Source organism: Microbacterium sp. 1262, from assembly GCF_040544895.1.
GTDB classification, from domain to species: Bacteria; Actinomycetota; Actinomycetes; order Actinomycetales; family Microbacteriaceae; genus Microbacterium; species Microbacterium plantarum.
Genome location: NZ_JBEPKU010000001.1, coordinates 1,483,793 through 1,504,616, shown reverse-complemented (window position 1 = coordinate 1,504,616; position 20,824 = coordinate 1,483,793). Strand labels below are relative to the sequence as shown.

General features: G+C 67.7%; 19 protein-coding genes. 8 read left to right on the top strand and 11 right to left on the bottom strand.

Annotation, left to right across the window (positions count from 1 at the left end):
* Window positions 1-20: 20 nt before the first annotated feature.
* Entirely contained in the window at window positions 21-821 is an 801-nt protein-coding gene (gene qcrC, locus ABIC53_RS07190; RefSeq protein ID WP_112613996.1) for a cytochrome bc1 complex diheme cytochrome c subunit, read from the bottom strand.
* An 18-nt stretch (window positions 822-839) separates the two neighbouring features.
* A complete protein-coding gene (ctaE, locus tag ABIC53_RS07185) occupies window positions 840-1,484 on the bottom strand; it encodes an aa3-type cytochrome oxidase subunit III (protein ID WP_112613998.1) in 645 nt (214 codons plus the stop codon).
* Window positions 1,485-1,605: 121 nt separating this feature from the next.
* On the opposite strand from ctaE, the gene trpD reads away from it, so the two are divergent.
* The 3 genes from trpD (at window position 1,606) to ABIC53_RS07170 (ending at window position 4,287) form a co-directional block, all read left to right on the top strand.
* The gene (gene trpD, locus ABIC53_RS07180; protein ID WP_274177645.1) at window positions 1,606-2,655 is read left to right on the top strand and encodes an anthranilate phosphoribosyltransferase; all 1,050 of its coding nucleotides are present in this window, start codon (window positions 1,606-1,608) and stop codon (window positions 2,653-2,655) included.
* Between the two features lie 93 nt (window positions 2,656-2,748).
* Window positions 2,749-3,240, top strand: coding sequence for an aromatic ring-opening dioxygenase LigA (locus ABIC53_RS07175; RefSeq protein WP_269266583.1), 492 nt, complete (start codon window positions 2,749-2,751; stop codon window positions 3,238-3,240).
* A gap of 48 nt (window positions 3,241-3,288) precedes the next feature.
* Window positions 3,289-4,287 carry a PHP domain-containing protein gene (locus ABIC53_RS07170; protein ID WP_274178018.1) on the top strand — a complete coding sequence of 333 codons (999 nt, stop codon included), beginning with the start codon at window positions 3,289-3,291 and terminating at the stop codon, window positions 4,285-4,287.
* A 16-nt stretch (window positions 4,288-4,303) separates the two neighbouring features.
* On the opposite strand, the gene ABIC53_RS07165 is transcribed toward ABIC53_RS07170, so the two are convergent.
* A complete protein-coding gene (locus ABIC53_RS07165) occupies window positions 4,304-5,242 on the bottom strand; it encodes a 5'-3' exonuclease (protein ID WP_354450873.1) in 939 nt (312 codons plus the stop codon).
* Window positions 5,243-5,276: 34 nt separating this feature from the next.
* Complete coding sequence (locus ABIC53_RS07160; protein WP_354450871.1) at window positions 5,277-6,053, bottom strand: hypothetical protein; 777 nt, start codon at window positions 6,051-6,053, stop codon at window positions 5,277-5,279.
* 933 nt (window positions 6,054-6,986) lie between these two features.
* On the opposite strand from ABIC53_RS07160, the gene ABIC53_RS07155 reads away from it, so the two are divergent.
* Window positions 6,987-7,670: a DUF6338 family protein gene (locus tag ABIC53_RS07155; protein ID WP_354450869.1), complete on the top strand. Its 684-nt coding sequence runs from the start codon at window positions 6,987-6,989 to the stop codon at window positions 7,668-7,670.
* 820 nt (window positions 7,671-8,490) lie between these two features.
* Here ABIC53_RS07155 and ABIC53_RS07150 read toward each other — a convergent pair.
* From ABIC53_RS07150 to ABIC53_RS07120, 7 genes are all read right to left on the bottom strand, one after another.
* Window positions 8,491-9,267 (bottom strand): hypothetical protein, encoded by a 777-nt coding sequence (locus tag ABIC53_RS07150; RefSeq protein WP_354450867.1) that lies wholly within the window; start codon window positions 9,265-9,267, stop codon window positions 8,491-8,493.
* A gap of 736 nt (window positions 9,268-10,003) precedes the next feature.
* Complete coding sequence (locus ABIC53_RS07145; protein WP_354450865.1) at window positions 10,004-10,273, bottom strand: hypothetical protein; 270 nt, start codon at window positions 10,271-10,273, stop codon at window positions 10,004-10,006.
* Window positions 10,270-10,662: a hypothetical protein gene (locus tag ABIC53_RS07140; RefSeq protein WP_354450863.1), complete on the bottom strand. Its 393-nt coding sequence runs from the start codon at window positions 10,660-10,662 to the stop codon at window positions 10,270-10,272. The genes ABIC53_RS07145 and ABIC53_RS07140 overlap by 4 nt, the downstream gene beginning before the upstream one ends.
* A 93-nt stretch (window positions 10,663-10,755) precedes the next feature.
* On the bottom strand, window positions 10,756-11,730 hold the full coding sequence (locus ABIC53_RS07135; protein ID WP_354450861.1) for a major capsid protein: 975 nt from the start codon (window positions 11,728-11,730) through the stop codon (window positions 10,756-10,758).
* 1,055 nt (window positions 11,731-12,785) lie between these two features.
* On the bottom strand, window positions 12,786-14,312 hold the full coding sequence (locus ABIC53_RS07130) for a recombinase family protein (protein WP_354450859.1): 1,527 nt from the start codon (window positions 14,310-14,312) through the stop codon (window positions 12,786-12,788).
* A gap of 104 nt (window positions 14,313-14,416) precedes the next feature.
* A complete protein-coding gene (locus tag ABIC53_RS07125; protein ID WP_282502388.1) occupies window positions 14,417-15,001 on the bottom strand; it encodes a hypothetical protein in 585 nt (194 codons plus the stop codon).
* Window positions 15,002-15,108: 107 nt separating this feature from the next.
* Window positions 15,109-15,657 carry a hypothetical protein gene (locus tag ABIC53_RS07120; protein ID WP_282502390.1) on the bottom strand — a complete coding sequence of 183 codons (549 nt, stop codon included), beginning with the start codon at window positions 15,655-15,657 and terminating at the stop codon, window positions 15,109-15,111.
* Between ABIC53_RS07120 and ABIC53_RS07115 the strand changes: the two genes are divergently transcribed.
* The 4 genes from ABIC53_RS07115 to ABIC53_RS07100 all read left to right on the top strand — a co-directional run bounded on the left by ABIC53_RS07115 (window position 15,637) and on the right by ABIC53_RS07100 (window position 20,819).
* Complete coding sequence (locus ABIC53_RS07115) at window positions 15,637-16,167, top strand: YchJ family protein (protein ID WP_354450857.1); 531 nt, start codon at window positions 15,637-15,639, stop codon at window positions 16,165-16,167. The two genes, ABIC53_RS07120 and ABIC53_RS07115, sit on opposite strands and share 21 nt — an antisense overlap.
* A gap of 233 nt (window positions 16,168-16,400) precedes the next feature.
* Window positions 16,401-17,858 (top strand): 30S ribosomal protein S1, encoded by a 1,458-nt coding sequence (gene rpsA / locus ABIC53_RS07110; protein ID WP_023951490.1) that lies wholly within the window; start codon window positions 16,401-16,403, stop codon window positions 17,856-17,858.
* 124 nt (window positions 17,859-17,982) lie between these two features.
* Window positions 17,983-19,659: a sensor histidine kinase gene (locus tag ABIC53_RS07105; protein ID WP_354450855.1), complete on the top strand. Its 1,677-nt coding sequence runs from the start codon at window positions 17,983-17,985 to the stop codon at window positions 19,657-19,659.
* On the top strand, window positions 19,656-20,819 hold the full coding sequence (locus ABIC53_RS07100; protein WP_354450853.1) for a diguanylate cyclase domain-containing protein: 1,164 nt from the start codon (window positions 19,656-19,658) through the stop codon (window positions 20,817-20,819). Before ABIC53_RS07105 ends, ABIC53_RS07100 begins: the two co-directional genes overlap by 4 nt.
* Window positions 20,820-20,824 lie beyond the last annotated feature (5 nt).

Genomic DNA, 20,824 nt, shown 5'->3' with positions numbered 1-20,824 from the left:
TGCTTCGATCGTCACGGTTCTCAGTTCGACTTCGCGGTGATCCACACCGAGATGGCGACGAGCGAGCCGATGCCGAAGATCCAGATGAACAGACCCTCCGAGACGGGGCCGAGCGAACCGAGCGAGAAGCCGCCGGGCGAGTTCTCGGTCGGGCGCATCATCAGGTAGCTGATGATGTCGCGCTTCTCCTCGGTGGTGAGGGTCATGTCGTTGAAGACGGGCATGTTCTGCGGGCCCGTGACCATGGCTGCGTACATGTGCAGGGGCGACGTGGTCGTCAGCGGCGGTGCGTACTTGCCTTCGGTGAGTGCACCACCGGCGCCGGCGACGTTGTGGCACATCGCGCAGTTGATGCGGAAGAGCTCGGCACCGTGTGAGACGTCGCCTTCACCGTCGAGCGTTTCGGAAGCCGGGTAGGTCGGGCCGGGGGCCTCGGACTGGACCCAGGCCGCCATGGCCTCGATCTGCTCCTGCGTGAACTGAACGGGCTTCTGCGGAGCCTGCGGCCCCTGCATCTGCAGCGGCATGCGTCCTGTGGCCACCTGGAACTCGACAGACAGCTCGCCCACGCCGTAGAGCGAGGGGCCGTCGTTCGTGCCCTGCAGGTCGAGACCGTGACAGGTGGCGCAGTTGGCCTGGAACAGCTTCTTGCCGTCCTCGACCGTGAGCGTGGATGCCGTCTGCGTCGTGTCGCCCGCCGCCATCGCGGCGGTGGCGCCGGCGTAGCCTCCGCCGGTGACGAGCAGTCCGATGCCGATCAGCGCGGCGGCAGCCCACTTGCTGCGACGACCGCCGTTGCGGCGCGGGTTCTTGGATGCCATGGGTGAATCAGCTCCGGTTTACTTCAGGAAGTAGATGACGGCGAACAGGACGAGCCACACCACGTCGACGAAGTGCCAGTAGTACGACACGACGATGGCGGACGTCATCTCTTTCCGGCCGAAGTTCTTGACGGCGAAGGCGCGCCCGATGACGAGGAGGAACGCCACGAGACCACCGGTGACGTGGAGGGCGTGGAAGCCGGTGGTGATGTAGAACGCGGAAGCGTACGAGTCGGCCTGGATGGGCATGCCCTCGGCGACGAGCGTCGCGTACTCCCAGACCTGGCCGGAGACGAAGATCGCTCCCATGATGAAGGTCAGGAAGAACCATTCCACCATTCCCCACTTGCGGAGGTTCCAGAAGGAGCCCGACCGGTAGGGGCGGAAGTGCTCGGCGTTGTGGACACCGATCTGCGCCGTCACCGACGACAACACGAGGATGAGCGTGTTGACCGCGGCGAACGGGATGTTCAGCAGTTCGGTGCGGTCGGCCCACAACTCAGGTGAGGTGTTGCGCAGGGTGAAGTAGATCGCGAAGAGCCCCGCGAAGAACATCACCTCGCTGCCGAGCCACACGATGGTGCCCACAGCGACCGGGTCCGGCCGCTTGACCGAGCGCAGGGCCTGGGAATACGTCGCTGGAGTGGTCGTCACGGCATCCATTATGGCCGATCTGGAGGGTGGTTTCTGCATCGCTGAAGGTCTGGTCGGATCGCGCCGCGGTTAGGGCGACCTAAGAATCAGCCGAAAGTCGCCCGACGACCGGCCGATAGGATCGTGTGTCATGGCTCAGTACGCGTGGCGCGACATCCTGACCGACCTTCTCGAGAAGCGCGATCTCAGCGTGTCGGCGGCGACCTGGGCGATGCGCGAGGTCATGGCCGGTCGCGCATCCCCCGCTCAGCTGGCCGGGTTCCTCGTGGCTCTTCGCGCCAAGGGGGAGACCGTCGACGAGATCGTCGGATTCCGCGACGCGATCCTCGAGGCGGCGCTCCCTCTCGCCGTTCCGACCGACGCGCTCGACATCGTGGGGACCGGGGGCGACCGATTCGGCACGGTGAACGTGTCGACCATGGCGTCCATCGTCGCGGCTGCCACCGGCGTTCCCGTCGTCAAGCACGGCAACAAGGCGGCGAGCTCCAAGTCGGGCTCGTCGGACGTCCTCGCCGCGCTGGGCATCGACCTCTCGCTCGACCCCGATGATGTGGCACGGGTGCTGCAGGAAGCGGGGATCACCTTCGCGTTCGCCTCGGCCTTCCACCCCGGATTCCGGCATGCCGGCGCGGCCCGAGCTGAGCTCGGCATCCCCACTGTCTTCAACTTCCTCGGGCCGCTCTGCAACCCGGCGCGCGCTGAGGCGAACGCGGTGGGCGTCGCGCACCTCGACCGGGTGCCGCTCATCACGGGCGTGTTCCGCACTCGCGGTGCGACCGCCCTGGTCTTCCGCGGTGACGACGGGCTCGATGAACTGACGACGACCGGCCACAGCCGCATCTGGGAGGTCAGCCGCGGCGACATCCACGAGCACGATCTGGATCCGCGCGATCTCGGGATGCCGCTCGCGCGCATCGAGGATCTGCTGGGCGGGGACCCGCAGCACAACGCCGCGGTCGTCCACCGGGTTCTGTCCGGAGAGACCGGGCCGGTGCGTGACATCGTGGTGCTGAACGCGGCGGCGGGAATCGTGGCGTACCGCCTGTGGCGGGATGCTGCCCAGGTGCAGCGCCCGATCCTCGAGCGCCTCGCGGAGGCGGCCGACGATGCGTCGCAGGCCCTCGACTCCGGCGCCGCTGCCGGCACTCTGGAGCGCTGGATCTCCGCGTCGGCCGGTTGAGGTCAGACCACATCGGTTTTTCACGGCATCGCGCGCACGGCGCCGAGAGCCCGGATGCATAGCGTGAGGCGCAACGCACCCGAGGAGGACCCGATGTCACACACCACCCCCACCGCCGATACGGTCGAAGCGCCCGTCCGCCGAGCCGGCCTCGTGAAGATCCTGGGCGTGCTCGGGATGCTGGGCGGAGTCGTGCTGATCATCGGCGGGCTCGTCGTCTGGTCGATCGTGTCGGGTCAGCTCCGCGCGGAGAACATCACCGTCCCCGAAGACGCGGCCGCCTTCCAGGGCCAGACCGTGGCTGGGCCGTTCACCGCATACGTGCAGGCGGACATCATCCAGCACCACGCACTCGACGCGTCCGGCGGCAAGACGTATGCGGAGCTGGACAAGGACGATCCCGTCCGGGCCACCATGATGAACGCGTCGTTCCTGCGCGCGTCGCTGTTCACTTCCGTCGTGTCGTTCGGCGTCGCCGCCTTCGCCATGGGCGTCGGTATCCTGTCGATCATCTTCGGCTTCGCGATTCACCGCCTGGCCTCGGCCCCGGTGGTCGTCCGCCGGTCGGCGGTCACCTCCGGCTGAACAGGGAGGAGCGAGGCCCGCGCCGCGGCGCGGGCCTCCGGCATGCATATGGAACCTGTCGACGCCCTGACCGAGATCGCCGAACTGCTCGAGCGCGAACGGTCGTCGAAGTACAAGTCGAAGGCGTTCCGCGCCGCTGCCGACGCGATTCGAGACCTGCCGAACGACGTTCTCGACGACGTCTCCGCGCTGCGCCGACGTCCGGGGATCGGCGATCGCACGCTGACCGTGATCGTGGAAGCCCGCGCCGGCGGGGTGCCCGCATACCTCGCGGATCTGCGGGAGCGGCGCGGTGTGGTCGTCGCCGGCGAGCTCCGACGTCGACTCCGCGGCGACCTGCACTGCCACTCCGACTGGTCGGACGGGACGACCCCGATCGCCGAGATGGTCGCCGCGGCCCGGAATCTCGGGCACGAGTACCTCGCGTTGACCGACCACTCGCCGCGACTCCGGGTGGCCCGCGGGCTGTCTCCCGAGCGCCTGCGCGATCAGCTCGACGTCGTCGCCGGGATGAGCGGTGAGGGGTTCACGTTGCTCAGCGGCATCGAGGTGGACATCCTCGACGACGGGGCGCTCGATCAGGAGGACGAGCTGCTGCAGCGCCTCGACATCGTGGTCGCGTCGGCGCATTCGAAGCTGCGGATGGCCCGTGGGGCGATGACGCGACGCCTGGTGGCCGCCGCATCCGATCCCCGCGTCGACGTGCTCGGGCACGTGACCGGCCGACTGGTCGAAGGTTCCCGGGGGACGAGGCCGCCGTCCGAGTTCGATCCGGAGCCCGTCTTCGCGGCGTGCGCGGAACACGGGGTGGCGGTGGAGATCAACTCGCGGCCGGAGCGGCAGGACCCGCCAGACGACCTCATCGAACAGGCGATCGCGGCGGGGTGCCTGTTCTCGATCGACTCCGACGCTCACGCCCCAGGGCAGCTGTCGCTGATCGACTACGGGGCCGAGCGCGCGGAGCGGCTGGGGGTTCCCGCCGATCGCATCGTCACGACATGGCCTCTCGACCGGCTGCGGGAGTGGACTGGTCGCACCCGCTCCTGAGAACGCGGCGGTGGAGTCAGGTGCGGTCGCGGAGTGCGGATGCCGCGCGTGCGAGCGAACCGCCCAGCCCACGGCGATCGGCAACCTCTGCGACGATGTCGGCATCGGTGCCGCGGATGCGTCCCTCGACAGCGCCGAGGTCCAGGTCGCGCACCACCCGGACGACCCGCGGAGCTACCGCGAGGTAATCCGCTGCCGCGGCGAGCTTCGAGCGAACCCCGGCGCTCATGCCCTCGCCCCTCTCGGCCGCCGCCAGGATGCCGTCGAGGTCGCCGTGAGCGGCGAGGAGGGTCGCCGCGGTCTTCTCGCCCACACCGGCCACTCCGGGAAGTCCGTCGGAAGCGTCACCGCGCATCGTGGCGAAGTCGGCGTACTGGTCGGGGCGCACGGCGTACTTCGCCACGACCGCCTCGCCCGTGAGGACATCGAGGTTGCTCATGCCCCGGCCGGTGTAGACGACGCGGATCTGCCGCGTGTCGTCCACGAGCTGGATGAGGTCGCGGTCGCCGGTGACGACGTCGACGGGCATCGTCGCGCGCGTCGCGAGCGTGCCGATCACGTCGTCGGCCTCGTGGTCGGGTGCCCCGACGATCGGGATGCCGAGGACGTCGAGGCTCTCGCGGATGGTCGGGATCTGCGCCTCGAGCGGGTCGGGCACGACCTCGACGTCGGGACCGGTCTCGACCGTCTCGGCGACGCGGTGCGTCTTGTATGTCGGGATCAGGTCGACACGCCACTGCGGTCGCCAGTCGTCATCCCAGCAGGCGATCAGGTGAGTCGGCTCGTACGTCGTGACGAGCTTCGCGATCATGTCGAGGAAGCCGCGGGCCGCATTGACCGGCCGGCCCTCGGAGTCCTTGACGGTGTCGGGGACGCCGTAGAACGCGCGGAAGTACAGGGATGCGCTGTCGAGTAAAAGCAACTTTTCGCAGCGGGTCGTGTTGTCGACACTCATTCGTCAAGCTTCCCACTACGACGTCAGGGTCGCTCTACTCGGACCAACTGCGAAGGTCTGCCTCCAACTTGTCGTACACGCGGCGTATGGATGGTGCCCGCACATCCACGGGGCGAGGACGGAAGCCGCCCGCAGTCCGGCGCCCGTTTCGGCGCCACACGAGCGGGTCCAGGCGTCTCCAATAGGTGGCCGCGGTGCCGTCGTCAGCCGAGTTAGTCGTTGAGGCGTTGACGCACGTACGGAACGCTCCAATGGCAATGTCGACCGCCGAGCTCAGCCTCGATGAGTTGTTGTTGGTCATGCCGAACAACAGGATGCGGTCGTCGACTCGACGCGAGCGTTGGTCGAACTGCAAACCCTCCGTGAAGCGTCGCGCGAAGTTGCGGAACTCATCGTGTCCGCGGGCGGTATCGACGCGGTCGATGAGCATGATTCCCTGTCGTCTTTCGTCCCCGAGAAACTCCCAGTACGCCATGGTCAAGGTATTGATCGCCAACTCGATCACGGCGTTGATGTGTGCGTCGCCCTTGATTCGATAGTGGACCACGGTCGCCACGAACTTGAGTCCGAGCTCCGGCAGCCTGTCGAGCAAGGCCAGTTTCGCCGCCTCGTGGGTCTCGGCGTCGAGTCCAGAGCCGCCAACTGAGAACTTGAAACTGGCGTCCTGTGCGTACCCGTACTCGCGCCGAACGTCGCTGACCGCAGCGTCGACCGCGCCAGCGACGGCAGAGTCGAGCATGAGTCCGCCGTAGATAAAGAACTGGTCTGCTCGCGGCGGCTTGTTGGTCTCGTCAGTCAAGAGCCAATACATGGATGGATGCTATCCGCGCCCGCCAGTCGTCGTGGGCTGCTCGAAGTGTGATCCTCACGCGTGTGTCGACTTGCGTGGGTCGATTTATGTGGTTTCATCAGGAAAAAAGGGTGCTAGCTTCATCCTCATCGCCGATGGTCGGCGGCAAGATTGGGGCAGTGCAATGTCGGAGTTCGAGCTCGCGGTCGCGCACTTCGGATGGGAGAAGATCGAGGCGGCGGCGTTCACCTGGGCGGGCCGGATGAGGCGGCGTGAGGATGGGTGCCCGTCGCTCGTGGCGGCTCGGCGTCGGGCACTGGCCGACGTTGTGGAGGATTTCGTGGCGGCAGGCGGCGCAGGTGGGCTCTTCGACCTCGCTGAGCGAGTCGTCCGCGGTGTCGAGACGCCGGTCCCGCGGGCCAACGTGCTAGACGATGCTGTCGCTCGATGGTCGAGGCTCACTAGGGCGCTCGACTCGCACAGCGGCGGGCCATCATCTTTCCCGCTGACGGTGCTCTCGCCGCGCGACTTAGCGGCCATCGCGGCGGTGGCAGAGGAACGATTCGGAAGCGGTCGCACCGCCGCAGGGGAACGTTGCGCCCGAGGCGCGCGCTCACCGCTTAGCAGGCTACAAACGACGAAACGCCCCCGGCGCGCTCTTCCTGGAGCGGTCGGGGGCGTTGTGTAGGCGGTGCGAAACCGGGGCGGTGAGCGGGGGATTCGTACCCGGAAACGGCGGGGGATACGTGGCTAAGGAAAAACAAACGGGCGATACGTAGTCACCGGCAGACGCTATGCCGCACCGGGAGAGAAGCGAGGGGGCAGGGGGGAGTCACCCCCCTGCCCTGCAAGGTGGGTGCGCCTGTGGCATTTCGCGCACTGCTGGCGGTTTGCGCGAAACTCCTGCAACGTCGATCACGCTGCATCTACGCGGCGAGCGATAGCGTGACGGCTGTGAGCGTGCCTCAGACCCTGCCACAAGCACTCGTGTTCGTCACGATGCTGCTGCCCGGCTTCAGCTATGCCACAGTACGGACGTGGTTCGTCGGATGGCGGTCACCTGACAACGGGGCGGCCAGTCGGCTGCTCGAACTACTCGGCGCGAGTGCCGTGTTCATGGTCCTCTATGCGGGCATTGCATCCGCTCTAGCTGGCGGGCTGAGCAAAGCTGAGGCGTGGCTCTTCACGACTGCGAGCAACCTCGGAGGGTGGTGGACGGGCGCGGGTATCGTGCTCTTTTTGCTCCTCATACCTGCGGCAGCGGCTTGGATAATCAACGCTCGGTACCGAAAGGTGCTGGTCAGCCGGAGGGGCAAGGACAAGACGGTGCGTAAGCTCGCGACACGCAACCGTCCGATTCCGCGCGCGTGGGACGTAATGGCCTACGGCGCCGTCACGTCTCGGTTCGTGCGGATCAAGACTGAGTCGGGCGAGTACTACGGCGGGTGGTTCGGCGGTACTTCGTATATCAGCACTTATCCTCACGAGCGCGACATCTTCATCGAAGCTCAGTGGAAGATGGGGGTCGACGGTGCGTTCGTGGAGCCAATCGAAGACTCGCTCGGTCTGTGGGTGCCGCTCACCGACCGCTGCGTTGTTGACTGGCTGCTTGAGCCGAGCGACGATAAGAGCGCATAGCGGTCCAAAGGAGCGATGACATGGCAGACGAACACAAGGACGCGCCGAACGCGATCACCGGAGGCGCCGGGTTCATCCGTATTCAGGAGGGGGCCCGCCCTGTCCTCAACTCAGCGCGGCCAAAGGTGGGACCCTCCGGTTCCGCGGGAGGGTCAAGCGCAAGCGCAAGCGCTAGTGGGCAGGGTAAGCCCGACGCGAACCGCAAGTAGGCGCAGGCCTGCGTGGTCGGAGATTGCACGGCGGGTGGCCGTTACCGAGTGGGACAACGCTTCGTGACGCCTGGCGATCATCGCTGACCATTGACGGTCGACAAGAACCGCGCGGCTACCTCCAGCGCTGGAAGGAGCGGCTGGCCCGCCAATCTCTCCCGGAATGCGATTGCTGAGGGCGAAGGGTCATCCCGAATCCGCGCGGGGGCATAACTCCAGTCCGCCAAGCAGAGATTCGCCCCTGCCATGAGCCACTTGCTGGGGTAAACGCCGGGCCCTGACAGCAGGGGCAGAACGCGTAGCTCGACCAACTGTTCTGGATGGTGCTGCGCAACGATGCGCCAGAGCAGCAGTGCTTCTAAGATCTGACCGGTTGGTTCCGCAACGTCGGCGAAACCTCGAACGTGTGTCCCAGTCCTCCGTGCGTACTCGCGACGCTCATGCTCCCGCCAGGCATACAGGTGAGCCAGAGTCTCTACTAACGCGCGCCGCAGTTCGTCGCGAGCGCCGCTAGCGACCGCGACCCGCATCATCGCAGACTCAAGGTCAGCTTGGAGTTGAGCGCGTAGGCTGCGGGCGTCCACGAGCACATCGTATTCCTGCCGCCGCGACTACTCGGGCCTGTCCGGTCGGGCGATTGTCAGTCCTGCGCGAGCGGCGCGCTGCTGTCGTTTGAAGGCGGCTCGTTCGGCTCGCTCCCCGCGACGCTCGATGGTCCACTCGCGCACGGACTGTCGGACTCGCTTTCGCCGAATGTCGTCGAGGGCCATGAGCCAGTAGACGCGAGCCGTGCGAAATGCTCGAATCGTTCGCCAACTATGTGGGTCAGACACGAGGAGCCAGCGTTGCGCTTGAACGTCCGGGCTGGATCGTGGATTCGGCATCGCAGCAGCACGGTCGCGGAGAACGGTTGTAAGCACATCACGGCGCTGCTCAGGATAGGACCACGCGCGCGTGATGTGCTGCGCACGGTGGAACGCGCCTGAATAGGACAGGGCGGCGAGAACGTCTGCACGCTCTTGGCGACTGGCGGGCATGCCTCGCGCTGCACTCATCTCAATGTCCGTGAGGAACGACTCGATTTCGCGGCGCTCTCGACCGATCGAAGTATGGGTTGCTCGGCTGGCCCATTCTCTCAGCGCGTCTCTGTAGCCGAGGCTGGCGGTTGTCACATCTATGCGTCCGCGTTGCAACTCAGCGAGGAGTTTGTCGAGGCGTCGGCCGAACTCGTCGGCGAGCTCGCGGTCAAGCTGGAAATCTCGGTTGTTGCGCTGCTCGCGCGCCACCCGAACAGCGATCCAAAGGCCCGCTAGCGCGAGGACGATCGAGAGAAGCGAAGCTGCAACCTGAAGCCAGGTGGCGAAGGCCATGCTGTCGTCGTTCGTCATGGGCCGAATGTAGCGCGGGACGCCCAAGCATGCGGGCGACATGCTCTGCGATCAGCGAGCGTCCTGCGGGCTAGTAGCGGAGTGGGGCGCGTCGGGGTGATCCTGTCACGTAGCGGAGGCGGCGATCAGGTGGTGGGCGAGTCGGTGCCGCTCGCGGCGCGGGACGAGCAGGGCGAGGACGTCGAGGTCGTCGGCGGTGACGCGATGCAAGTTTCTCATCGACGGCGGCCTTGCCCTTTGGCCGAGGTGCGCGCCGGGGTGGCGCGGTAGCCATGCGAGGCGAGCCAGGTGCGAAGCTCGGCTAGGGTCGCCGCGGCGCGCGTGTCCCCGGTCGGATGGGAACGAGTCGGGCATGGGATGCGGGCGTGCTCGTTTCGTGCCTCCTAGAGGTGTGTGCGGTGGGATCGGGCAGCGAGAGCGGCGACGCTCGGGGTGAACGTGCGTTTACAAGGCCCCCGAGGGGGCGGGCCGTCGACGCTGACAGCTCGTGGTGAGCCGGTGGCGGTAAGACGGGTCTCCGCCGGCTCGGAGCTCGACGAGGCGACCATGGGGGAGTCAGACGTCGATGGGAGTGGGGTTGCCCGTCGCACCGGTATTCAGCCGACCCCGGGCACACACCGCGCGGGGTCACGAGTCCCGCCGTGTGCACTCACCGCGCCCGTCAAGCCGTGACGGGCCATGAGGTCACGACTCGCGCCATGACAAGCGGCGTCGTGCGGTTTGAGTGGGTCGGCGCTCAGACCTCCCGGTGACGGGCATGGCCGTCCTCGATCCATTGGGCGACGAGGTGGCCGGTGAGTACCTCGACCCGTTTGGCCTCGGGGAGGGCCTCCCATTGGCGAGGCGAGTACGGGCGGCGGTAGCCCAGGGGCGCGCGCCGGGGCGACTCGGTCGCGTAGTGGAGGCGCCGGTTGAGGTGGTGGGCGAGGCGGTGCCGCTCGCGGCGGGGAAGGAGAGGTGCGATGGCGTCGAGGTCGTCGACGGTGACGCGGTGCGAGTCACTCATCGGCGGCGCCCCTCGCTCTTGGCGGAGCGGCGCGCAGGAGTGGCGCGGTAGCCGTGCGAGGCGAGCCAGGCTCGGAGCTCGGCGAGGGTGGCCTCGTTGGGGTGGGAGAGAACGACGGCGCCCATCGTCGGGAGGAGTGCGGTGAGCGCGGCGGCGGCGAGGAGCTCGACGACGTCGGCGGGGATGCCGAAGCGGGCGGCGGCGAGTCCGCGCGTGCCGTCCCACCGGCGCTCATAAGCCTCGACCGCGAGGCCGAGGCCGAGGCCGACGATGGTGTCGTCGGCGATGCCGTCGAGCGTATGCATGATGTCCTCGTCGCGCACCAGGGCGAGGAACGCCTCGCGGCGGGTGCCAGTGGGGTCGGTGAGTGGGAGCGCGGTGGAGGGCATGTTGGGGGTGTCCTGTCGTGTGTGGGGCGCGAGCCCGCCCGCGCGGTTGGGCGGGCTCGCGAGTGGCGCCGGGGCGCCCGGGGTGAGCACCAGTTAGATGCTCGTGATGCTGGCCTTGACGGTCGCGCCGCCCGGGATGGGCGAGAGCGTCACGGACCCGGCGACGAAGTCCTCCTCGCCTTGGATGGCGACATCTTCGGTGCGGGTCGCCTTGTAGGCGGGGAGGATGCCCGCGCCGACGAATGTGGACACGACCGACCGTTGCGCCGTGTAGGCGGCGTCGTAGTCCTGAATCGTGCGGAGCTCGAAGCCCTCGTGCGTCGACTTGTTGCCCGTCACGCCGGTCGGCACCTCGGGGGCGCGGTTGGCGAGGTACAGCGAGCCGCGCTTAGTCATGAACACCACCTCGCCGGGTGCGGCGCCGGATGCGTCCTCGATGACCTCGAAGCCGCGCAGGGCGCCTACGGCGCCCTTGGTGAGCGCCGAGGCGTCGCCGCCGAGCTTCTCGGCGTCGAGTGCGCCGGAGTCGAGGAGGGCGTCGTAGACCGTCGAGCCGACGAGCGCGACGAGCGGTTCGCCCGCCACGTCGATGCCCTTGGCGCGGAGCGCGGCGCGTCCCTTGGTGAATAGGGCGACGGGGTTGGCCTCGTCGAACGTGATCGAGGCGTCGGTGCTGATGCCCTTGACGACATCGGCGAGTGCCTTTTCGATCTTGGCGGCGACGGCTGCGGCCTGCGGCGTGAGCACTTGCTTGCCGAGGTCGCGGATGTCGAGGCTGAGGTCGGCCTCGGAGAGGATGACCGACGAGTAGGCGTGGGTTGCCAGCTTGATCGGCTCGCGGAGCTCGGAGAGGCGCTCGCTGATGATGGCGTTGGTGATGTCGTCGAGCGCGCGCCCGTGTGCCGTGAGCGCGCCCGAGACGGTCAGGTAGACGGTGTCGCCCCGACCGGCGACGAAGTCGGAGGAGTTGAAGCGCTGGGCGACCTCGCCGAGGTGAAGGTTGCCGAGCGCGAGACGGATGGCGACGTCGCCCACGGCGACGGCGTCGGTTTGGAAGGTGTTAGCCATGGTGGCCGGTCTCCTAGGGAGTGGTGGGCGCGCGGATGCGCCTGGGATTGGAAGGGTGGAGACCGCGTGTAGCGGTTGGTGACGGCGCCACGCCTTGGCGGCGGCGTCGGTAAGACGGCGGCGTCCTCGTCACGGCGCCCACTTGGGGCCGTGACGAGGACGCCAGGGGGAGCCGTGCCGGAGCGACCGGCATTGGCGGTGCCCGCTGTCCCTCGTGCCGTCGCGAGCGGCGGTGAGGCGGGCGGGTGGAACGCGTCGCAGGGTAGCGACGCGGGAGTCGTGGGGTGGGGCGTTCAGGCGGTGAGCTTGACGGTGGCGGCCTCGTGCGCGAACACGGAGAGGTCAGCGATGAGGGCGGCTCGGCGCGCGTCGAAGCGGCGCTTGCGGCATGCTCCCGAGCACGTCACGGCGTCACTCCGCTTGACATGGAATGAGCGCTTGCACGACGCGCACGAACGGCTCACAAGGACGGGTGCCGGGCTTTCGTTCACGCGACCTCCTTTGACTAGCCGATACGTAACGGGTGGAGTACTTGTATATACCGCCTTGGTGCCCATGCGTGCCCATGAATCGCTCTCACGTCGAGTCGTATGCACCCAGTAATCATGGGGCGGGCAAGGGATTAGAGATTAGTGGTGCGGGGGCACCGTCCACCGTCCCTATTGAGCGGAGAACCCCGTCATCACGCGGAACTTTCAGGGACGGTGCCCAGGGACGGTGCCAGGGACGGTGCAGGGACGGTGACCCCTAGTGCCGTGTCACTGGGTGCATAACGCGGACGTCGTATGCACCTAGTAATCATGAGGCGGAGAACGGACTAGAGATTAGTGGTCAGGGAGCAGCGACCAGCGGCACTGTTGCCCCGTTTTCGACCGTGATTGCGCGGATTCTGACAGTGCCGCTGGCCCTCAGAGCAGCGGCACTATTGAGTGCCGGTGCTCCTGAGGAGCGGCACTCAGGGGGTGTCACTAGGTGCATAACGCACATGACGGTGGTGTCTGTTGGTCTACGACTCGGTGCTCGCGCACTAGGTGCATAACGTTGGTGGGAGCCCTTTACGTTGTTTTGATCGGCGCGCCAGCCCGCTCCGTCTCGCGAGCACGAAGCCACGCCAGACCGCTCGGGGAGGTTTGGCCGTCGCTCCAATCGGGCTCGATGTAGCGGGCGGCGGACTCATCGAGCCACGGCCAGGGGGCGGCGACACGGTCGGCGTCGATCCGCTTATGCCCTCGCCCGATGGCGACGACCGGAACAGGGCCGCCAAGCACTTCTTCCAGCATCGCGCGGCGCCCGTCGGTGTCAGAGCGCTCCCAGCGCTCGGCGTAGGTCTCGCCCGTCTCCACTATCTCGACCACCGGCTCGACGGGTTGCGCTGACAGCTTGCCTCGTGACTCGGTCAAAGCGTTAAGCCGCTCGACGAGAGCGGCGATGTCGGCGCCGGGCTCACGCATGGCGTCCGTGGTGTACCCGATGGCCTCCTCAATCTCAGCGAGGCCGACCACGTCGCGGACGACGGCGCGTCGCTCGACAACCTGGCGTCGCCCAAGCACCGCGAGGAACTCGCCCACGAGGAACGTTTCGACTTGATCCGCGTTGATGCTCGCCGGGCGTGGGCAGACCTTGCCGTCGCCGTTGGCACGGCACCCGTAGGACTCGACCTGTGCGCCCTGAGTGCGCCGAGAGTTGACGCGTAGGCGGCTCCCGCACGACGCGCACGTCAGCACACCGGAGAGGAGCCGGGACGCCTTGCGTCGAGTCATCGTGAGCGGACGGGTCTGCAAGATGGCGCGGAGTCGCTCGACCGTGCCGACAGTGAGGATGGGCTCCCAGGGCGTGGCGATCACACCCTCCTCGTCGCGAAGTGGGGCACCGTGCCTCGATTGGCGCCCGAGCGCCGAATCGCCTGTCAGCACCACGCGAAGGCTCGATAGCGACCACGCCGCCGCGCGACGCGGAGTCGAGCCACTCGCGTTCAGCGTCGTCATGGCTTTGTAGAGCGAGCCGCCCGAGAGCACGACGTCCGCGGCCTGACGGAGGTAGGCGGCCTCGGCGGGGTCTATGACGAGTGTCTTGCCGTCGCCCGACGGGTGGGGCACTGACTTGTATCCGTACGGTGTTGGGCCACCGCGCCAGCGGTCGCCTTGGCCGACACGGTAGGCGATGGTCGAGCGGAGACGGTCGCCGATAGTCCTCGACTCCAGCGCCGCGAACACCTGGAGCACCTCAGCCATCGCGCGACCCATTGCCGACGTCGTATCGAGAGGCTCGGTGCAGGAGACGACGTTAAGCCCCTCGTCTAGGAGCGTGCCGAAGTCCACAACCGAGCGCGCAAGGCGGTCGAGTCGCCAGACGAGGACAGCGTCAGCGCCGCCCTGAGCGATCAGCGCCCGCACCCGATCGAGGCCGGGGCGGTCGAGACGACGCTTTGACGCGCTGACGTCGACATCCTCGATGACGTCGACCAGCGTCCAGCCGTGGGCGGTCGCATGGCTGTCGATGATCCGCCGTTGCCGAGCTACCGAGGTCGAGTCGGCGGTCTCCCGAGAGAGCCGCACATAGCCGACAACGCGAGTAGGGGTCATAGGTGAAGTCTACCGATGCGCTGTCGAGCAGCATGAGTCGGTCGCTCATCGCATCATCCTGGCACGGGAGGCGGACCCTGCAGCATCGTACTGACCCAGACTGCTCAGCATCCGGGCCCCGACGGCGGCTCGGTGCAGACCCGATCGACGAGCGTTCCCCGTGCCTCGAGCACCTCGACGGTGTACCCGGCGGTCGGGATCTCGAGGGCGCCCGGCACCGGTCGCCAGCCGCGGCCGAAATCGACCTCCGCGCGGTAGCGGATGGTGGCGGTCGCGACATAGCTGCCTCGCGAGCGGTAGGTGTGGCTCGCCGGTGTCCGAGCGGTGGCTGCGACGGTGCGGGTGCTGCCGTCGCCGGGAGCGATGACGATCTCGTCCGGCGTGAAGCGCACGGTGACCGGCAGGTCGAACAGCGTTCCCGTGGCCGTGTGCTGCGACGCCGCGATCAGGAAGTCGAGCGGGAGCCCGGCGACACCGTAGCGGGCCGGCTGGCTGCTGAGCGCACCCGGTTGCGGAGCGAAGGACGCGACATCGGCGATCGTCGCCTGCGGCAGAAGCGAGACGGTGAAGTCGTCGCACCGGTTCAGCGCCCCGCAGTCTCTCGGTGGGGCTGGCTGGGTGTCGGTTTCGTCGCGAGGCTGGTTACCGTGCGCAGACCCGGGTTGCCTACTAGTTGCTCCCACTAGCACCTCGCTGCCACTTGCGCTTGCCGACCAGCTTCCGATGGTCCCGCGTGGAGGCTCATCCGGAGGTGCAGCTAAGCCAATGAAACTGACTACGGCAACGAGGACGGGCGTTAGCCGCATGCTGGCCCCTGAGTGGAGCTGACAACATCGACTAGTCGCGCTCCGGTTGGGCTCAGCATGTCGATTTCAGCTGTTACGAGCATCTTCTGGACCGGATCGCGGTCCGGCGGCACCATGCTCCGGCCCTCTGCATCCGAGAGCAACACTGATGTGACATCGATGCAGATGTAGAGCTCGACGGAGCTGTGGTCAACAGTTCGCGGGAAGACCTGCCGCACCTCCGTCCGGCCGCTCATAGTGACGCCGGAGGCGTTGTATTCGCTGAGCGCTTTCCGATCGGATTCGAGTATCGCCCCGGTAGTCAGGGCATAGACGGGTTCGAACGTCGTCGGGTCGGAGAGGTCCACGGCATTGAGGGCGTCGACGTAGGCGCGGTAGGTCGCTTCGGCGGCGGCGAAAGCGGCGGTGTCGCTGTCGGTGGGGGAGGGCGCCGTCGCCGTTGGCTCGGGGGTGGGCGAGGACGCGGGGGAGCCGCATCCGGTTGTCAGCAGTGCGACGGCGAGGACGGCGGCGACAGCATGGCGGCGTCGGACGAACATGCCCCGAACGTAGCGAGCCCGATCCTCCGCCCGCGGGAACTTTCCACAGGGCTGTCTCGTAGCCTGGAGGGATGCGGAGTGGTGGTGCACATGTCGTTCGGTGAGGCGGCGCTCAGGCGGCGTCCGACGGACGCGGCGCCCTGCCCGTGCGGCGGCGGCGCGTTCGGCGCCTGCTGCGGTCCCATCCTCGATGGGCAGGCGGCGGGAACTGCGGAGCAGCTCATGCGTTCGCGCTACACCGCGTTCGCCGTGCGAGACCGTACCCATCTCGCGCGAACCTGGCACCCTGCGACGCGTCCCGACGATCTCGAGGCGGACGGCCCGGAGGAGTGGACGGGGCTCACGGTCGTTCGGGCCGCCGGCGGCGCGGACGACGCCACGGGCATCGTCGAGTTCCGGGCCCGGTGGCGCTCCGGTTCCGATTCCGGAGAGCTCCACGAGGTCAGCCGATTCACTCGAGTACGCGGCCGATGGCTCTACGTCGGTGGTGTCGTCGACCCCTCCGCGTGACCGATCGGGACGGGCCGGGCACCCGGCGCCGCCGCGGCGAGCAGGAAGCGCTGGAGGACTGGAATCGAGCGGGTTCGCTCTGATACCCTGGATCGTCACTCGTGTGGCTTCGTCGCCATGCGCATCTGACGCATCATCCACAACCATCCGCCTCGATCGCGGCCGTCGTCCCCGAGACGACGAGCCCCGGATTCGCGGCCCGACACCCTGACCCAACAAGGACAACCCACTACATGACTAACGCAACGACCGCCCCGGCCACCAAGCAGGTCGCTATCAACGACATCGGATCTGCTGAGGACTTCCTGGCCGCGGTCGAGAAGACTCTGAAGTTCTTCAACGACGGTGACCTCATCGAAGGCACCGTGGTGAAGATCGACCGCGACGAGGTCCTCCTCGACGTCGGCTACAAGACCGAGGGTGTCATCCCCTCGCGCGAGCTTTCCATCAAGCACGACGTCGACCCCAACGAGGTCGTCAAGGTCGGCGACGAGGTCGAAGCCCTCGTTCTCCAGAAGGAGGACAAGGAAGGTCGCCTCATCCTCTCCAAGAAGCGCGCGCAGTACGAGCGCGCCTGGGGTGACGTCGAGAAGATCAAGGAGAACGACGGTGTCGTCACCGGCTCCGTGATCGAGGTCGTCAAGGGTGGTCTGATCGTCGACATCGGCCTGCGCGGCTTCCTGCCGGCATCGCTCATCGAGCTGCGTCGCGTCCGCGACCTCACGCCGTACCTCGGCCAGGAGATCGAGGCCAAGATCCTCGAGCTCGACAAGAACCGCAACAACGTCGTGCTCTCGCGCCGCGCCCTGCTCGAGCAGACGCAGTCCGAGTCGCGCACCACGTTCCTCAACAACCTCCACAAGGGTCAGGTCCGCAAGGGCGTCGTCTCGTCGATCGTCAACTTCGGTGCGTTCGTCGACCTGGGCGGCGTGGACGGCCTCGTGCACGTCTCCGAGCTCTCGTGGAAGCACATCGAGCACGCTTCCGAGGTCGTCGAGGTCGGCCAGGAGGTCACCGTCGAGATCCTCGAGGTCGACCTCGACCGCGAGCGCGTCTCGCTGTCGCTCAAGGCGACGCAGGAGGACCCGTGGCAGGTCTTCGCCCGCACCCACGCGATCGGACAGGTCGCGCCGGGCAAGGTCACCAAGCTCGTTCCGTTCGGTGCGTTCGTTCGCGTCGCTGACGGCATCGAGGGCCTCGTGCACATCTCCGAGCTGTCGGGCAAGCACGTCGAGCTCGCCGAGCAGGTCGTGTCGGTCGGCGAAGAGGTCTTCGTCAAGATCATCGACATCGACCTCGAGCGTCGCCGCATCTCGCTCTCGCTGAAGCAGGCGAACGAGTCGGTCGACCCCTACGGCACCGAGTTCGACCCCGCCCTCTACGGCATGGTCACCGAGTACGACGAGAACGGGGAGTACAAGTACCCCGAGGGCTTCGACCCGGAGACCAACCAGTGGAAGGAAGGCTTCGACGAGCAGCGTCTGGCTTGGGAGGCCGAGTACGCGGCAGCTCAGGGTCGCTGGGAGGCGCACAAGGCTGCTGTCGTCAAGGCCCTCGAGGCCGAGGCGGCTGCTCCCGCCGACAACGGCTCGTCGTTCTCGTCGGACGTCCAGTCCGCGAGCACCGGCGGCGGCACGCTGGCCGACGACGAGGCTCTCGCCGCTCTGCGCGAGAAGCTCTCGGGTCGCTGAGCCCACACTGATACGACGGAAGGGTCGGAGCCTCGCGCTCCGGCCCTTTCGCCGTTTCCGGGCGACGGAACGAGATTCCGCCGTGCCGTGCGCGCGGGCGTCCGTGACGCGATAGTTTCAGTGCATGGAGAACGAGACGCCGCAACGAACGCGCGCGACCTACGTTCTCCCCGCGCCCCCGCGGTGGGTGGATGCCGTCCTCGGAGACGGTGACCGCGCGCGGTCGGCGATGCTCAATCAGATCGTGACGACGTCCGTCGTGCTCGTCGTTGCAATTGCGGGCCTCATGGTGGGATTCCGCGGTGACACGGCCCTGTTCTTCCTCGCCGTCACCGCTGTCTTCGTGCTGACCGGCGCATCGATCATCGTCCCGTGGGGGCATCTCCCGCCCCTGTGGCTCGCTCTGATCCCGCTGGGCGACATCGTCGCGATCGGCGTCATGCGCGTCGCCGAGCCGACCGGTGGATTCGGGTTGCTCTGGGTCTTCCCGGTCATCTGGCTCGCGGCGGGTTTCGGCGCCGCCGGCTGGCTCGGGGGCATCCTCCTCGCTCTCGCCGCATACGGCGTGACGGACGCGGTGATCCGGTCGTCGCCGTCATCCTTCGGTTTCCTGCTTCTGCCTCTCCTGCTCATCGCCGTGAGCACGTCGACGTTCCTCAGCAGCCGGCGCGCCAGCGCACAGCGGCTGCTCCTCGACCGTCAAGCGACGGTGCTGACGCAATCTCTCGAGCGAGCGCGCCGACATGAGCAGGTGCTCACCGAGGCTCTCGACCGCGTCGACTTCGGCGTCGCTCGGATCGAGTCGGACGGCTCGGCCTCGATCATCAATGACGCCCACGCGCGCCTGCAGCGCGGGTCGCGCACCAGCGGACAGCCTGACGTGTTCTCGGCCGACGGCTCGACACTGCTGGCTGCTGACGAGCATCCACTGGCGCGCGTCCGGCACGGCGAAGCCTTCACCGACGCGCGAATCCAGGTCGGCCAGGGCGAGGACCGCCGTGTTCTGAGCGTGTCGGCGCGGCGCATCATCGAGCCGGACGGCAGGGACTCCGGCGCGGTCGTCGTGACGCGCGACGTCACGGCCGAAACCGACGCGTTGCGTGAGCGCGACGCCCTCGTGTCGTCGGTCTCGCACGAGCTGCGGACCCCTTTGACGTCCATCCTGGGTTACCTCGAACTGGCCATCGACACGCCGGGTGTTCCCGAGGCGGCGCTCGAGAACCTGCGCGTCGCAGATCGGAACGCCGACCAGCTGCTCCGCCTCGTGGGAGACGTGCTGGCGGCGTCGAGTCAGCACAAATCCGCGGCGCAGCTCACCGTCTCACCGGCGGACATCGATCTCGTCGAGATCGTCCACGCTGCCGTGGAGTCGATCCTCGTGAGCGCGGGGGAGCGCGGCATCGTGATCGACGTGTCCCGCGTCGAACCAGCTCGGGCCTATGCGGACCCCGTTCGCATCCGGCAAGTTCTCGACAACCTCCTCTCGAACGCGGTCAAGTACAACCGACCGGGCGGTCGTGTCTCGGTCGCCACCTCGGTCGGTGACCAGTGGGCGCTGATCGCCGTGCAGGACTCCGGGGTCGGGCTGAACGAGGAGGACCTCGGCTCGGTGTTCCAGCGCTACTACCGGGGGGCAGCCGTCCGCGATTCGTCCGTCACCGGCAACGGGCTCGGTCTGGCGATCAGCCGCGATATCGTGCGCAGGCACGGCGGGGACATCACGGTCACCAGCGTTCTGGGCGTCGGTTCGACTTTCTCGGTGACGCTTCCGGCGCGGCGGCCCGGGACGGCGACATCATGATCGATCAGTTCTCCGTTTCGCTCGTGACCGCCGTCGTGGTGCTGGTGTGCGCCGTGCTGTTCATCTTCGATACTCTGCTGCGTCGGCCCGAGCAGAGCGGCCGATTCTGGGCAGTCGGATTCCTCTCCGCCGTGCTGACCACGATGTTCTACGTCGTCTGGGCCAGTGCCCCTGAAACCGCCTGGGCCGTCGTGTGCGGCAACACCGCTGCCGTCGTCGGTACGGGTCTCATGTGGCTCGGATGCCGCGCCTACAACCGGCGGCCGGTGCGCGGAGCCGGTGTCGTCGTCGCGCTCGGCGGCACCGCTGCCGCAGTCGCCGCCTCCGTCGAGTTCGCTCTGGGCGGCGACGACTGGTCCGGAGCCGTGGTGATGTTCGGAGCGCTGAGCGTGCTGGCCGCGGCCGCGTCGGTGGAGTGCTTCCGCGGTGCCCTGGGCGCCTCCCGTACCGCGCTCCCGCTCGGCATCGTCTTCGGCGTGCAGGCGCTGTTCTACCTCGTGCGCGTCGTGATCGTCGCGACGCTGGGATACGGCGAGGTCTTCGACCTGTGGGCGGGTTCCATACCCACGAGCATCCTCACCGTGGTCCTCTCCATCACGGCGGTCGTCAGTGCGTCGGTCCTCCGCGCGGGCCGGGTCGGTGTGCGCGGGTCCGATTCGCCGGAGGGGCGCGATGCCGGTTCGGGCGAGATCGCGACGATCGCGGGCTTCCGGCGCGCGGTCGGCGTGAGTGCCCAGCGGGCCAGCGCACGGCGCGAGTTGGTTGCGGTCTGGGTCATCGAGCTCGACGGCCTCGAGTACATCGCCACCGCATTCGGTCTCGACGTAGGCGATGCGGTCGTACGGACGTGGCGGAAGACCATGGCGGCGAACGCGCCGACGCTCGCTGTTCTGGGCGAGGTCGGGGCCGAGCGGATCGGAGTCATCACGGTCGTCGGATCCGCGGCGGACGCGCGACGGCAGGCGCTGGCGCTCTACCGCTCCCTGTTCGAGGCGCTCGGCTCGGTCGAGGGCGGCGTGCTTCCCGCCATCGGCATCGGCGTCGCGCTGAGCGACGCCGTCGGCTACGACGCGGATGCCCTGATCGAGGCGGCCGCGGCCGCGGCGACCCGCGCCTCGTCGGGGGTGGCTTCGGCTGTGCTGCTCGCCGAACCGTCCTGACGCTG